Origin of the sequence: Cylindrospermum sp. FACHB-282 (assembly GCF_014697195.1) — a bacterium.
Classification (GTDB): Bacteria; Cyanobacteriota; Cyanobacteriia; order Cyanobacteriales; family Nostocaceae; genus Cylindrospermum.
In genome coordinates this window covers 70,697-83,823 of record NZ_JACJRJ010000016.1, presented here as the reverse complement: position 1 = coordinate 83,823, position 13,127 = coordinate 70,697, and the positions used below count along the sequence as shown (strand labels likewise).

Below are 13,127 nucleotides of genomic sequence, written 5' to 3'. Positions count from 1 at the left end.
ATTGCTATGTAAAAAACAACTAGGTCTAGTCTCCACTTAATATAACGCCCAGCTAACAGAAAACCTGCAAACCTGTCGTCATATCAACGCAAAAACCAGACCCAGTATAAAATTATCGGTAATCAGATTTTAAATCTTAGCGTCTGCTACCACCACGGTAAGGCACTGCACTGAGATAATCGATATCAAATGCAGATAGCTTTTGTGCGTAGTTACCCTTGCCAGAGAGTTCGGCTGCTAGATCCGCATACTTGCCAGGATCGCCTTCTGCCAGTCGCTTTTCCTTAGCTTTACGGCTGTAGAATTTATCCAAGGTGAAGCGCCAATCGGTCTTGACGGTACCTTCTTTTTCTTGGAAGTCTTCGCCATAGCGGGGAGTTACCAAGTTGAAGGGACGACCTTCTAAGCGTTTGCGCTGGTAGGGTACAGTATTGTCACCAAAGCTTTGGGTGTACTCTTCGCTGTCTATGATGGCATCAACAAAGCCGCTAAAACCCTTAGTACCAATCACAATTGACCAGGTAATTTCTTCGTCTTTGTTGTAAGACGAACGACCCAACAAGCGCTTGAGAGTAATGTCTACTAAGCGGTAGTTGTTGTTAACCGAGACAACTAAACGATAGAACGCTTCAGATTTAGCCAAACCTCTGATGAAGTCCCGCACCGACAAAGAGCCATTTTTTAGTTGAGATTCTAGAGTACCTTGGCGGTTGAATTTGAGAATCTCATGTTCGCTGAAAATTTGGCGATAACCAGCCCAAATTATGCTTTGAATGTCAGTGTAAGAACTAACATCTTCTATACGGTAGATATACGGAGTATTTTCATTTTGGTCAGCAACGCCGAAGCTTTTGACCCGGTGATTCTGACTGCTTGGTTTGTATTCAAGTAATGGCAGTGCCATGCTGCGTTGTTCCTCTTATTAACAAATTAAACAAAGAGCTAGCTAGTGAAAACTGAACGAGGCTTGATTCCTCAAACTGCTCATTCATATTGTCCCGCATTAGGTTAGTCGCCAGAACTAGTTTCTAACGAATTCCTCCTATTTAGCGCACAGGGAAATTAGCACTGGTATTGATGGAAACAGGAATACCTTTTGGCTTCGTCTCCCTCGTGGTGTCAGGAATTGTAATGTTTGCAGTGTTAACTGTTGTATAGACAAGTGTCTTGATCTCGATGGAACTAGCTAATTCCAAGAAGTTCTTGATATCTCCTGTCTTATAGCGCTCACTTTCTAGCTTGTCGCGCCAGTAGTTGCCATAGCGGGGTGTCACCAGATTAAAAGGCCGATCTTTATACCGCCGCCGTTGGTAGGGAACTATATTCTCGCCAAAGTTGGTTTGATACTCCTCAGAATCTAGCAAAGCATCAATAAAACCACCCCAACCAAGGGTAGCAATTTTGATTGACCAAGAAATTTCTTCGTCTTTGTTGTAAGGCGCACGACCTAAAAACCGCTTCAGGGCAAGTTCCACAAGGCGGTAGTTGGAGTTTGTCTTAATCACCAAACTTTGGAACGCCTCAGACTTGGCCAAACCCCGAATGAAGTCGCGCACAGTAATGGCTTTATTCTTCAACTGGGATTCTAAGTTTCCCTGGCGGTAGAATTTCAGGATGACGTGTTCGCTAAAAACTTGCCTATAGGCAGCCCAAATTAATTCTTGGACTTCCCCACCAAAAGCATAGTCTTCTATGCGGTAAGGTCTGGGGGTGTCTTCGTTAGGTACTTCGTAACCAGGGACGCGCTGGTTTTGGGAACTGGGTTTGTAATCTAGTAAAGGGATTGACATAGTTCAGGGGTGTTGTGAGTTGTGATTGGTCATTTGTTACTTGTCATTGGTGTTATTGCTAATGACTAATGACTAATGACTATTCCCTAAGTTGTCCGGTTTCCAGGAAGGTAACGATAAGGCAAGGCAACTGGCGTGGGTTTCACTGTTGGTTGCTGGGTGGTAACTTCGCGGGAGGTATCGGGAATCTCTAGAGTTTTGATTTGGGAGGTAACTGAGGCGATGGTTCGCTGGTAGTTACGTTCGCCGGTGATGATATTTCCTGCCATTGCCATGAAATTGGCTGGAATTGCCCGCCGAATATCTTCTGTAGTCAGATCCCCTGAGGTGCGGGCGTTATAGAAGGAACGTCCTCCCAGGTATTGGAGAGTTAGGAGATCGCGCCAGTATGCTGCATAACGGGGGTTAGCTAAGTTAAAGGGGCGGTCTCCAAAGCGGCGGCGTTGAAAAGGTACGATATCATCACCAAAGTTTTCCAGGTACTCGTCAGAGTCTAACAAGGCGTCGATGAAACCGTGTAACCCTTTTGTGCCAATCACAATTGACCAGGTAATTTCCTCGTCTTTGTTGTAGGCAGCGCGTCCCAAAAACCGCTTTAAGGTGATATCAACTAAGCGGTAGTTGGAGTTGGTTTCTGCCACCTGGGTGCGGTAAACTTCTGACTTACCCAATCCCCGGATAAAGTCCCGGACGTTAATCGCCCGATTTCGCAGTTGAGATTCCAGACCGAGTTGGCGATTGCTCTTGATAATCAAGTGTTCGCTGAAAATTTGCCGATATCCTGCCCAGATAATGGCATCAATGTCTGCATCTGAGGTAGCGGCGGACGAGCGATAGATAGTTGGCGTATCTTCGTTAGGGACTTCGTAGCCTTCCACACGCTGATTCTGTGTGGTGGGTGAATATTGTAGCAGTGGTATTGACATCTTTACTTTTACCTTGTTTTATTGTGTATAAAACAATCTATTGGCTTTGAGCCAAATGGACGCGGGCACGGACTGCCTTTTCGGCATCAGTTGCCAGCATTTCTTTGAGTCTATCCCGGATGGGTTGTTGCAAATCGCCTATCTTGGCCAAGCTTTGCAAACCGACAACGGCGGCGTAACGAATCGACCAATCTGAGTCTTGAGAAATGAATAGCAGTGTTTCCAAAGCTTGCTGAGACGCTGTTTGTCTTTCAGCAAAACCCAACTTATGCCAGTGTAACTTTCCTAGTCCTTTAGCCGCGGCGCGGCGGACAGTGGGGGCAAAGTCTGTAGCTGCGGCTGTGATTAAGACATCTATTGCACGGGGGTCAGCGATCGCCGCTAAGGTACGAATCGAATAAGCCCGTGCGCCATAGTTATAATCATCTATTTGGGCGATGAGTTGTGGTACTGCTTTTTCTCCCAACTCGGTTAGTGCCGCTACTGCCACCGCCGCCGCTGCTGGGTTGTTATAACCAAACACGGCTATTAAGGTGGGAATTGCCGCTGTATCTTTGGCTGCTGCCAAGTTTTGCACCGCTGTCACCATTCGCGCTGGTGTATCTGCAAGGGCGACAACACTAATCAGTTCGTCAGTCATTAGTCAACAGTCTTATGGTCATTAGTCAGTAGTCATTAGTCATTAGTCATTGGTTTTTTGCTCATTTAACTAATCACCCAAGTTGCTAGTTAGATGGCTGTAGTCTCTCTTATTGGGAAAAAGGGAAAAAGGGCACTGAGGATTGGTAATTAACTTACCTATTACCTATTACCCATTACCAGCCCTAACTAGATAACTAGCAACTTGCGTTAATAACTAAATGACAACTGACTATAATAGTGAATCCATCAGGTTCATTATCCGGATTGCATGATCACAAACACCAATGGCATCTAACTCATCTGTGAGTTGATGCTCTAGCAATCCTTTGAGGGCAAGAAGTTTGAAGCTATTTTCTGCCTTGGTGTCAGCGATCGCCTCTGCTGCGGCCAGATATCCGATTGCACCTAAGTCCCCTAAAGCAACACGGCGCAATTTCAGATCGTTGTTGTCCAACATTTTCACTAAGCGTTCCCCATAAGCAGGGTCTTGTGTAAGTTGGTACATTGCTCTGGCTGCGGCACACTGCAATCTTGGTACTGGATGCTCTAAGAAAGGCTGAATCAGGGAAATAGCCTCAGTTGCACCAATAGCACCCAAGGCTTCTACGACTGCTTCATAGGGTTGGGTTAGGTGGGGGCGTCCTGGTACTTGCACTGCCTGTGAAACACCGCCATCTAGCAGTTTTATCAGTGCTGATACTGCTGTTTTTTCCCGGAGCATTTCCAGAGATTGGGCTGCTGCTTCGCGCACGTAGAAATCAGGACATTCTAAACACTTAATTAAGCCTGGCACGGCTTTGGTGTTGCCTAATTTCCCCAGTGCTCTAGCTGCATTGCGTCGTAGTGGATAGCCTCCCAATTCAGTTCTGTCGGATTCATCTTCTAAGGCTGCAATCAGTCCATCTATAGCCTCTGGGCAACTAACCCGGAATTTTCCCAGCCACCAAGCAGCATAATAGCGGAGACTTAAATCTGATGATTGCAGATTGGCGAGTGCGTCCCGCACGCCTTCAGCGAACCCTAGCTCTGGTGTGAGATGTAGACCGTTTTCGGCAGAATATTCTGACCCACTGGGTTCTATCATTGCCAGGGCTTTAGTTTGCCTCCGGGGTACTCAACAGTTCAATTTTGACGATTTTGCCGCCTAGACGGGTAATCCGCTGATATTCTTCATTCAAACGACTATAAGGCACTGTGATAAACACGCTGCCACTACGACGAATATTGTATTTATTCTTGTCGGTTTCTGAATTTTGCCGCAAGCCTACAACTTCGTAACGAAAAATTCGGCTAGCGGATGAAGAAACGCTACCCGCACCAAGTGTGGTTTGACCAAACATTATTACTATATCCTCTCTAATTTTTGGGTATTGCTGACTACTTTAGGTTGAGATAATGCTGACAATTTTGCCACCTTGCCGGTGAATTTGCTGGATCTTGTCAGATAGCCGCTCATAGGGTACGATAAATGCTGTGCTGCTACGTCGAACGCTGGGGTAGCCAGGGCCGCGTATGCCAGTGACTTCAATTCGATAAGTGCGATCGCCTGCACCTACAGCATTACCTAAATTTTGCTTGGGAGCGATATCCGCAGACGCGCGGAAGTTCCAATTGTCGTTGCTACCAGATGGGCCAACAATTGAGGAAGATTTGTTACTTGCCAACTCTTGGGCTAAACGAGATTTTTTGCCTTCTACCTGAGCGTTATCGCTATTAGCATAACCCCGGTATAAGCGGAATATCCTGTTAAAGCCAGCAATCGCTTGCCCTGGTTGAGTATCAAAACCACGGTAGTAGGGTACAACATTATCGCCAAAGTTGTTTTGGTACTCCTGAGAATCGATGTAGGAGTCTATTTCCGCATCGTACCCTTGGCTAATGTACAAGTCTAAATGGTAAGCCACCTCAGACTCATTGTATGGTGCGCGACCCAACAAGTGTTTGTAGTTGAGTTCGATCAACCGGGTTTGGAAACTATTGTAGAAAAATTTTGCTTTGTAGAGTTCTGATTTGGCAACGCTGCGGACAAATTCTCGCACTGTCAGGTTGCCATCCCGGAGGAGTGATTCTGCACTAATCAGGCGATCTGATGCCAATATATAGTCATTACCCAAAACGTGCCGATAAACGCTGCGGATTACCAGTTCAACTTCTTCTTTGCTGGCGTTGGGGCGCAGTTCAACTCGACGGGCTTCGCTAAAAGGCTCTGTTCCTAGCCTTGATGCTGCTGTTGTAATGGCCATTTTTTTTCCCCTATTTATTTGCAATTCGGCTAATTTTGCCGACTGCTCGCTCAATAAAGCTTTTTATCTATCTGTTCCAATTTAGCTAACATTTGCTAACCAAATCTTCCTGATTCAACTGGGACTCTCAGCAGTACCCTGTCCACAGGCACGACGGAACTCGCCGCGCATTTGGTAATCATTGATGATCGCGTTCAAATCGCAACCTCATATCTACCGCATTGCCATAAATCCCCAGATAAAACGATGCCCGGAGTGAGATCCAACTGCTAGGTGATTCCATCTAACACTTGCATCCCTCTCCGGGCATAACGCTATCTAGCTGAGGGCGTTGATTGCGTAGTCAATGTAGGTGTTAGCTTCGTTAGCAGCTTGACCACCCAAACCATGATTGGCTTTGATGTACTTCAGAGCTTCTACGTACCAGCTGGGGGACAACTCAAAAGAGCTGTTGATTTCTGCCAAACCAGCAATCAGGTATTCATCCAATGGGCCTGTACCACCAGCAACTAAGCTATAGGTGATGATGCGTAGGTAGTGACCAACGTCACGGGCACACTTGGATTTACCACGGCTGTCAGCAGCGTACTGAGGCCCAGGTGTTTGGGTGGTGTAGGGGAACTTTTGGTATACAGCTTGGGTTGCACCATCAATCAAACGTTGAGCGTTTGAGGTCAAAGCACGAGCTGCTTCTAAGCTAGCGCCAGCACGGACGAAACGACCGTTAACAGCTTGAAGTTCGGTGTTGCCCAAGAAACGTCCTTGGGTGTCTGCTGCTGCAATAGCTTCGGTAATTGGGGTTTTAACCATGATTTCAAATCTCCTTGGTAATTCGTAATTTTTTCACCTAGACACCTAAAAAATTAGGTTCTGGGTTTTCTGTAGCGCTATTAAACAACAGCAGCAGCAGCGCGATCAAAGTAGCCAGCTACTTCAGAAATCAATTGGCTGCAATCGCCCTTGCTGATCCCGTTAGGATCGTTAGCAATAGAGATCGCTGCTTCCTTCATTTTTTGAACGCCCACAGCTACGGAAGAACCAGGAGTACCCAAAGCTTGGTAGGTTTCACGCAGTCCATTGAGAGCGCGATCATCTAGAACACTGGAGTCACCTGCTAAGATAGCGTAGGTAACATAGCGTAAGATGATTTCTAGGTCGCGCAAACAAGCAGCTGCACGACGGTTGGTGTAAGCGTTACCACCAGGAGCGATTAGTTGGGGCTGTTCTTCAAACAAAGCACGAGCTGCGTTGGTAACAATAGCAGAAGCACTGCTGGTGATGCGGTTAACGACATCTAAGCGCTTGTTGCCATCTCTAACCACGTTTGCCAAAGCGTCGATTTGGTCGGTGCTCAGGAATTCGCCTTTAGCGTCGGCTTGGGAAACAACCTTGGTGAATACATCTAATGTCATGGACTCTAATCTCCTAATTACTTAGTTGAAAGATGTCAGAATTTAAACTGTCAATCTTTTATCAATCTGGAATGGCTGACAACAGACTGTCAAACTGCTTCTCAAGTTAGTCTCACATTTCCTTGCCACTACGATGAATGAGAAATATGAGAATCTGGGGTGATTTTATGAGAAACTGGCAAACCTTAACGAATTGATTGCCGCATTTAACTTTCGTCTGTTCTTTTACCCCTCCAGTTTATGTTTATACAATGCTATAGATCCTTTATTTATTACAAATTATGAATAAATAAGATGGGGGAATAAGAAATGCCTCAAATCCTTTACATACAAGGCGTCTACCTGAGAAAAGACCAAAATCTTTGTTACAAAACTTCATAACTGTTGCATTTACCTAGGATATTTAACTGGGTTAATTTTTTTTTAATTTTTGCAAAAACCTTGAAAAAACAATATGTTGCAGATTCTCATTGCATTTACAGTCCCCGCAGATTTTGTTAAGAAAGGTTAAATTTATATTTATAAATATTGCTCTAAGTGTCTACAATTCTTTCTTCTGGGGGGAAGATGGGGAAATTGGGGATCTCAGGAAGCGGGGATTTGGGGCAATGGGGAGAAATGAACTACATTTAAAGCCGCTAGGGCGGTGGCAATCCGAGATAGCACAACTTTATCTACTTCTTGGTCTGTTGCCTGTTGTAAGGCTGCGCCAGCCCCTGGTGTCGCAATTTCTTGTAGAGAAACCGCAGCTGCGTAACGGAGTCCCCAATCCTCAGGGGTGAGCAACGCCCAAGTCAGCTTGTCTTCGATACGACGGATAACCTCTGTGTCGTTAGAAGTACTACCTATCCGTCCGAGTCCCCGCGCGGCAATGCGGCGGACGTTTCCCTGGCAGTGATTGGCTACTGCGACGCCCACAACTTCAGCTAACAAATCAAGCGCTTCTGGGTCGCCAATTTGTGCTAAAGCCTGAATAATATAAGCTTGTAGCCCCTGATCGCTAGAAGCAGCGAAGGCGGCAATTAAGGCTTTTACAGTTGCAGGGGCTAATTGCACCAAAGCTTCGACAGATGCTGCGCCTACAGAGGGATGATGATGGCTTAAAGCTTGAATTAAGGCATTGATAACTGTTGCTTCTTTGATACCGCTGGTAGCCAAAGCAGTAATTGCGGCGATCGCATCTTGAGGGGTTGAGGCGTGGTTTAATTGTGAAATCAATTGCTCGATATGATGAGAGTTGTGTGTGTGCATATTTAAATCGTGTAGGTAGAAAAAAAACTGATTGTAAAAGGGATTGGAGGCTAGATACTAAGATTCCTCCTAATATCCAAGTCCCCAATCCCTAATTTATAATTTCTCATCTCAAAGCTGAATTAGCAAATCATCAATTGTTTGGAAAAGTAACTGAGATATTTCATTTTGGGAAACATCACTATCCAAAACTGCTTCTAACATTCGCTTCAAATTTAATAGTTTCAAACTGTTAGGAACTTTAGCCGCTAAAATTGCCTGTATAGCTTGCTGATGACCAACTGCGCCCAAATCAAATATCGCAGCCCAGCGTAAATACATATTCTCATGATTGAGATTTTTGATAATGCGTTCAATGTATTGGGGCTGCTGAGTCAAAAGATACATATATCGAGCAGCTGCACATTGCACTCGCTCGGAAGAATGATTGAGAAAAGACTCAACTTGAGAACGAGCTGACCAAACTTGTAAAGTGGCTAATGCTTCAATCAGGGCTTCATAGGGTTGTTCATGACTCTCTTGCAAAAGATTTAGCATTGGTGTCACAGCCTGCTGATCTCCAATAGCTGCTAAAGCACTGATCGCTGCTTCCCGCAGACGCAAATCCGCATCACATTCTAAGGCGGCAATTAATGCTGGTACTGCTTGAGGATTTTTCAGTTGTCCTAAAGCCCGTGCAGCTTGACGACGCAGAGGATACCCCCCTGATGGAATGCGATAGCTGGTATCAAACAGGGCATCGCACAAAGCCCCACAGCCTGCTTGCACTTTATGCTTGCCTAGCCACCAAGCGGCATAATAGCGGATTTGGTTATCGTCACAAGACAGCGCTGCGATCGCTGTTTCTGGAGACATTATTGGTTCGACAGAGTTAGCAGCAGTCATTGCCAAGAGTGGAAAAATAGGGATACAAGGGGGGAGACAAAGGAGAGGGGGGAGACAATTCTTCTAGAATTCTTCCCCTCTCCTTTCCTGGTGTTTTAAACGGGGGAAATGTTGATGATTTTGCCGCCGCGCTTGTGAATTTCTTGGTATAAAGAAGAGAGTCGCTCGTAGGGCACAGTGTAAACCTGTTTACTACGACGCACTGCTGCTTTAGTACCAACTTTACCAGCGATCGCTTCAATCACGAACATCCGACTATCTCCCCTGGGAGCAGAACTGATTAATGTCGGTGCTAATGATGCAAAGCCGATACCAGCAGAAGTTGGTGGCGAAATCCAGTTAGCCAAATTCAGTGATATTTTTGTCCGCAGGCGCGAATTTTTGCCGCCTAATTGAGCGTTATCACTGTTGCCATCGCCACGATAAAGCTCGAATATGCGGTTAAATCCTACGGTCTTCATTCCCGGAATTGACTTAAATCCACGGTAATAAGGAACGACAAAATTACCAAAGCCGTTGTTGTATTCTGGGCTGTAGATGTAAGAATTAATCTCGGCATCATAACCGCTAGAAGCGTATAAGTCTACGTGGTAAGCAATTTCTGATTGATCATAGGGTGCGCGTCCCAGTAAGTGCTTATAGTTTAATTCTATAAAACGCACCTGAGAGTTACTGTAAAAAAAGCATTCCTTGTAAAATTCAGATTTTGCTAAAATCTCAATGAATTGGCGGACATCAATTTTGCCGTTACGTAACAAGGATTCGCTACTGGTAAATTTTTGGCTGGCATATACGCCTTGACGCCCAAAAACTTGTTGGTAGGCAGCCCGGAATACCAATTGCAAATCTTCTTCATTGGAATTTGGGCGAAGCTCAACTTTTTCGTTAGCTAAATCTCTAATTCCTAGCCGTTCTGCGACTGAGCTACTCATCTTGAAAAACGCTCCTTTGCAAATTTGTTTTAGAAATAAATTTGGGTCTTTGGAAGTAGAAAAATACTCAGATTTAGTAAATAGACACTAATAAAAAGTAATGTTCGTAGTAGCGCTACGAAAAAAACATTTAATTTTGTCAATCTACTTATCTAGCACTTATCTATTTCTAAAGACCCAAGGGTGTGCGTTTAGCTCAATGCGTTGATCGCGTAGTTGAGGTAAGTGTTGGCTTCACCAGCAACGTCACCGCTCAAACCATGATTGTCGCGGACAAACTCTAGAGCAGCTACATACCAACTGGGAGATAAACCAAGGGCACTGTTGAGTTCGCTCAAGCCAGCAACTACATATTCATCCAAGGGGCCAGTACCGCCAACTACACAGCAGTAGCTGATAGTGCGGAGATAATGGTCAATATCTCGTACACACTTGGATTTGCCTTCTGGGGTAGAGGCATATTGAGGTCCACTCATTTGAGTTGTGTAGGGGAATTTTTTATAGACGTGATTTGCTGCTGCTTCTGACCATTTTTTGCCATTTTCAGAGAAGGCTTTAGCAGCATCTAAACCAGCACGAGCGCGGTTGAAACGACCAAATACCGCTTGTAGTTCGGTGTTGCTCAGGTAAGAACCGCGAACATCGGCGGTGGCGATCGCTTCGGTCAAAGGTGTTTTCATGATTTTCTTAATCTCCTCAATTTTCGAGTAATTACTAACAATCAGCTTTGAAAAAAATCTGGCAAAATCTATTTATTAGACAACAGCAGAAGCTGCGCGATCAAAATAGCCAGCTACTTCAGACATCAGTTGGCTGCAATCGCCTTTGGTAATGCCATTGGAGTCATTAGCAATACTGATTGCTGCTTCTTTCATTTTTTGAATTCCTGAAGCCACAGCATCACCAGGAGTACCGAGGGCTTGGTAGGTTTCGCGCAGACCATTCAAACAACGATCATCCATCGCGCTGGCATCACCTGTTAGTACTGAATAGGTGACATAACGCAAAATAAATCCTAAATCGCGGATACAAGCAGCTTGATTGCGGTTGTGGAAACAAGCACCACCAGCGTTAAATATTTGAGGGCGTTCTGCGACTAAAGCCCGATAAGAATTCGCCACAATGGAGTTAGCATTACTTGTGAGACGGTTGACTACATCTAACCGCTTATTGCTATCAGCAACAATGGCTGATAATCCATTGATTTCGTCAGCGCTTAGGTAAGAACCTTTTTTATCGTTTTGTTCAACAACTCTGGAAAAAGCGTCAAGCATTTTTTATTCCTCTTAAAGGTTATTGTTGCTTATTCAATTGCAATTAATTATTCAAGGCAATAACTGAAGACAAAATCTGGTTATCTTTGCACATCAAAGACATAAATTATTACCTTATTGTGTGCAATTAACTAACCAAAGAAGTTTGAGTTTTGCTTGTTTTTTAATCGCTTTTAAAAGCTGTTTGTATTTTATATATTGCTTGCCTTAATTTTTTATTAAGTTTCATGAAAATGTGTTAATCCATACAACATTCCGCGAAAGCTCTTTCCCTATAAAGCTTTTGGTGATTTTGATTAATTAATTTATTTACAATTAAACATTTGTCTTTACTTAACTTTATAAAAATTCCTAGTATTTCAAAAACTTTGTAGCAGATTAAGCTTATAAGTGCTGTACTACCGAGATTAAGTTGCTTTACATAAGCGTTTCAAAGATTATTTATTTATAATAAATGTCTTTTATATAACATTAACCAATTTTTTGTAGCCAAATAATCATGATTATTATCAAATAGTTTAAGTATTAAGCATATTTTCTTATATCAAAAAAATCATGTACAACAGTATTTACAGCATTTACTGCTGCTATTTACTGCTGCTTTGATGTCTAAGCTATTTGTAACAGTTTGTAAATATTAGTTAAGAAAAATCTGAAAATTTTCTCAGATTTCTCAGATTTCTTTTTAGTTTTCTGAATAAATGCCGATTCGTCGGCGCAGAATTTCTAGCAAAGTTGTCAAAGTTTGGGGAAGGGGGGCTGTGACTTCGATTAAATTTCCAGATATCGGATGCTGCAACTTTAGTCGCCAAGCATGTAGTGCTTGACCAGGTAAATTTACCCCAACAGAATGACAAGAACTATAAATTGGGTCGCCGACAATGGGATGGCCCATTTTGGCGCTGTGGACGCGAATTTGATGGGTGCGTCCTGTTTCTAGTTGGAAGTGAACTAATGTGTAGTTTCCGAGGCGTTCTCGGATTTGCCAATGAGTAATGGCATTTCTTCCACCTTGTTCTATGGAGACGATCGCCATTTTTTTTCTATCTTGGGGATGACGACCAATTGGTAAATCTATGCTACCGCTTTCAGTTTTTGGCGCACCATAAACTACGCCTAAATATTCTCGTCGTGCGGTTTTTGCTTGGAGTTGTGCTTGGAGGTGTTGAAAGGCGATATCTGTTTTGGCGATCGCGATCGCACCAGTTGTATCTTTATCTAATCGATGGACTATTCCTGGTCGTTGGACTCCACCAATTCCGGGGAGGTCAGGACAATGTGCTAATAAGGCGTTAACGAGTGTACCATCTGGATGTCCCGGTGCAGGATGAACGACTAATCCGGCGGGTTTGTTGAGGATAATTAGCTGGTCGTCTTCGTAGAGAATATCTAGGGGGATATCTTCGGCTTGGAGTTTGAGGGGTTGGACTTCTGGGATTTCTAGGGTAATGCGATCGCCTATTTTGAGATTTATTTTTTTAGATGTGCAAACTTTGTCATTGAGTTGGACGTTACCCTGTTCAATTAACTGTTGAATCCGCGAACGAGATATGTCTGATAATTCTTGGGAAAGGTAGCGATCTAGGCGATCTGTTTTTTCTTGGACTTGTAATAACATGGGTTGGGTAGAAATTATTTTTGAATTACGTAGAAGCAGAACGGAATCTGATACTTAGCCTAGGTGAATGAGTAACCCGCGATTTCTAATTGGCTGGTGCAAGATTAACGTTGATGGCTTAAAATCTGAATCAGAGAAAGTTATATTGATCCTA

15 protein-coding genes are annotated in these 13,127 nt (G+C 43.9%); all 15 read right to left on the bottom strand.

All coding sequences use genetic code 11. The features are described 5' to 3' along the window. Positions 1 to 136 precede the first annotated feature (136 nt). A complete protein-coding gene (locus H6G32_RS10785; RefSeq protein ID WP_190457961.1) occupies positions 137 to 904 on the bottom strand; it encodes a phycobilisome rod-core linker polypeptide in 768 nt (255 codons plus the stop codon). Positions 905 to 1,046: 142 nt separating this feature from the next. After that, the gene (locus tag H6G32_RS10780) at positions 1,047 to 1,790 is read right to left on the bottom strand and encodes a phycobilisome rod-core linker polypeptide (protein ID WP_190457959.1); all 744 of its coding nucleotides are present in this window, start codon (positions 1,788 to 1,790) and stop codon (positions 1,047 to 1,049) included. 86 nt (positions 1,791 to 1,876) lie between these two features. Beyond that, entirely contained in the window at positions 1,877 to 2,716 is an 840-nt protein-coding gene (locus H6G32_RS10775; protein WP_190457957.1) for a phycobilisome rod-core linker polypeptide, read from the bottom strand. A gap of 37 nt (positions 2,717 to 2,753) precedes the next feature. Continuing rightward, on the bottom strand, positions 2,754 to 3,356 hold the full coding sequence (locus tag H6G32_RS10770) for a HEAT repeat domain-containing protein (protein ID WP_190457955.1): 603 nt from the start codon (positions 3,354 to 3,356) through the stop codon (positions 2,754 to 2,756). Between the two features lie 231 nt (positions 3,357 to 3,587). Further along, positions 3,588 to 4,442: a HEAT repeat domain-containing protein gene (locus H6G32_RS10765; RefSeq protein ID WP_190457954.1), complete on the bottom strand. Its 855-nt coding sequence runs from the start codon at positions 4,440 to 4,442 to the stop codon at positions 3,588 to 3,590. A gap of 10 nt (positions 4,443 to 4,452) precedes the next feature. Continuing rightward, positions 4,453 to 4,698 carry a phycobilisome linker polypeptide gene (locus tag H6G32_RS10760; protein ID WP_015206337.1) on the bottom strand — a complete coding sequence of 82 codons (246 nt, stop codon included), beginning with the start codon at positions 4,696 to 4,698 and terminating at the stop codon, positions 4,453 to 4,455. A 42-nt stretch (positions 4,699 to 4,740) separates the two neighbouring features. Then, entirely contained in the window at positions 4,741 to 5,601 is an 861-nt protein-coding gene (locus tag H6G32_RS10755) for a phycobilisome linker polypeptide (RefSeq protein ID WP_190457952.1), read from the bottom strand. A 318-nt stretch (positions 5,602 to 5,919) separates the two neighbouring features. Further along, positions 5,920 to 6,411 carry a phycocyanin subunit alpha gene (gene cpcA / locus H6G32_RS10750; protein WP_190457949.1) on the bottom strand — a complete coding sequence of 164 codons (492 nt, stop codon included), beginning with the start codon at positions 6,409 to 6,411 and terminating at the stop codon, positions 5,920 to 5,922. A gap of 80 nt (positions 6,412 to 6,491) precedes the next feature. Next, positions 6,492 to 7,013 (bottom strand): phycocyanin subunit beta, encoded by a 522-nt coding sequence (locus tag H6G32_RS10745; RefSeq protein ID WP_190457947.1) that lies wholly within the window; start codon positions 7,011 to 7,013, stop codon positions 6,492 to 6,494. Positions 7,014 to 7,598: 585 nt separating this feature from the next. Beyond that, entirely contained in the window at positions 7,599 to 8,264 is a 666-nt protein-coding gene (locus H6G32_RS10740) for a HEAT repeat domain-containing protein (RefSeq protein ID WP_190457945.1), read from the bottom strand. 111 nt (positions 8,265 to 8,375) lie between these two features. Beyond that, complete coding sequence (locus H6G32_RS10735; RefSeq protein WP_190457943.1) at positions 8,376 to 9,149, bottom strand: HEAT repeat domain-containing protein; 774 nt, start codon at positions 9,147 to 9,149, stop codon at positions 8,376 to 8,378. 95 nt (positions 9,150 to 9,244) lie between these two features. Further along, positions 9,245 to 10,081: a phycobilisome rod-core linker polypeptide gene (locus tag H6G32_RS10730; RefSeq protein WP_190457941.1), complete on the bottom strand. Its 837-nt coding sequence runs from the start codon at positions 10,079 to 10,081 to the stop codon at positions 9,245 to 9,247. A gap of 191 nt (positions 10,082 to 10,272) precedes the next feature. After that, positions 10,273 to 10,761 (bottom strand): phycocyanin alpha subunit, encoded by a 489-nt coding sequence (locus tag H6G32_RS10725; RefSeq protein ID WP_190457939.1) that lies wholly within the window; start codon positions 10,759 to 10,761, stop codon positions 10,273 to 10,275. 75 nt (positions 10,762 to 10,836) lie between these two features. Then, positions 10,837 to 11,355, bottom strand: a complete 519-nt coding sequence (locus H6G32_RS10720) for a phycocyanin subunit beta (RefSeq protein WP_190457937.1) — start codon at positions 11,353 to 11,355, stop codon at positions 10,837 to 10,839. A gap of 685 nt (positions 11,356 to 12,040) precedes the next feature. Beyond that, positions 12,041 to 12,973 carry an RluA family pseudouridine synthase gene (locus H6G32_RS10715; protein ID WP_190457934.1) on the bottom strand — a complete coding sequence of 311 codons (933 nt, stop codon included), beginning with the start codon at positions 12,971 to 12,973 and terminating at the stop codon, positions 12,041 to 12,043. Between the last annotated feature and the right edge of the window lie 154 nt (positions 12,974 to 13,127).

Excerpts from the sequence above, each read along its gene's own strand:
- H6G32_RS10780 (WP_190457959.1), bottom strand. The coding sequence starts at position 1,790 with ATGTCAATCCCTTTACTAGATTACAAACCCAGTTCCCAAAACCAGCGC.
- H6G32_RS10715 (WP_190457934.1), bottom strand. The coding sequence starts at position 12,973 with ATGTTATTACAAGTCCAAGAAAAAACAGATCGCCTAGATCGCTACCTT.
- H6G32_RS10745 (WP_190457947.1), bottom strand. The coding sequence starts at position 7,013 with ATGACATTAGATGTATTCACCAAGGTTGTTTCCCAAGCCGACGCTAAA.
- H6G32_RS10735 (WP_190457943.1), bottom strand. The coding sequence starts at position 9,149 with ATGACTGCTGCTAACTCTGTCGAACCAATAATGTCTCCAGAAACAGCG.
- H6G32_RS10740 (WP_190457945.1), bottom strand. The coding sequence starts at position 8,264 with ATGCACACACACAACTCTCATCATATCGAGCAATTGATTTCACAATTA.
- H6G32_RS10725 (WP_190457939.1), bottom strand. The coding sequence starts at position 10,761 with ATGAAAACACCTTTGACCGAAGCGATCGCCACCGCCGATGTTCGCGGT.
- H6G32_RS10755 (WP_190457952.1), bottom strand. The coding sequence starts at position 5,601 with ATGGCCATTACAACAGCAGCATCAAGGCTAGGAACAGAGCCTTTTAGC.
- H6G32_RS10730 (WP_190457941.1), bottom strand. The coding sequence starts at position 10,081 with ATGAGTAGCTCAGTCGCAGAACGGCTAGGAATTAGAGATTTAGCTAAC.
- H6G32_RS10720 (WP_190457937.1), bottom strand. The coding sequence starts at position 11,355 with ATGCTTGACGCTTTTTCCAGAGTTGTTGAACAAAACGATAAAAAAGGT.
- H6G32_RS10765 (WP_190457954.1), bottom strand. The coding sequence starts at position 4,442 with ATGATAGAACCCAGTGGGTCAGAATATTCTGCCGAAAACGGTCTACAT.
- H6G32_RS10770 (WP_190457955.1), bottom strand. The coding sequence starts at position 3,356 with ATGACTGACGAACTGATTAGTGTTGTCGCCCTTGCAGATACACCAGCG.
- H6G32_RS10785 (WP_190457961.1), bottom strand. The coding sequence starts at position 904 with ATGGCACTGCCATTACTTGAATACAAACCAAGCAGTCAGAATCACCGG.
- H6G32_RS10775 (WP_190457957.1), bottom strand. The coding sequence starts at position 2,716 with ATGTCAATACCACTGCTACAATATTCACCCACCACACAGAATCAGCGT.
- H6G32_RS10760 (WP_015206337.1), bottom strand. The coding sequence starts at position 4,698 with ATGTTTGGTCAAACCACACTTGGTGCGGGTAGCGTTTCTTCATCCGCT.
- cpcA (WP_190457949.1), bottom strand. The coding sequence starts at position 6,411 with ATGGTTAAAACCCCAATTACCGAAGCTATTGCAGCAGCAGACACCCAA.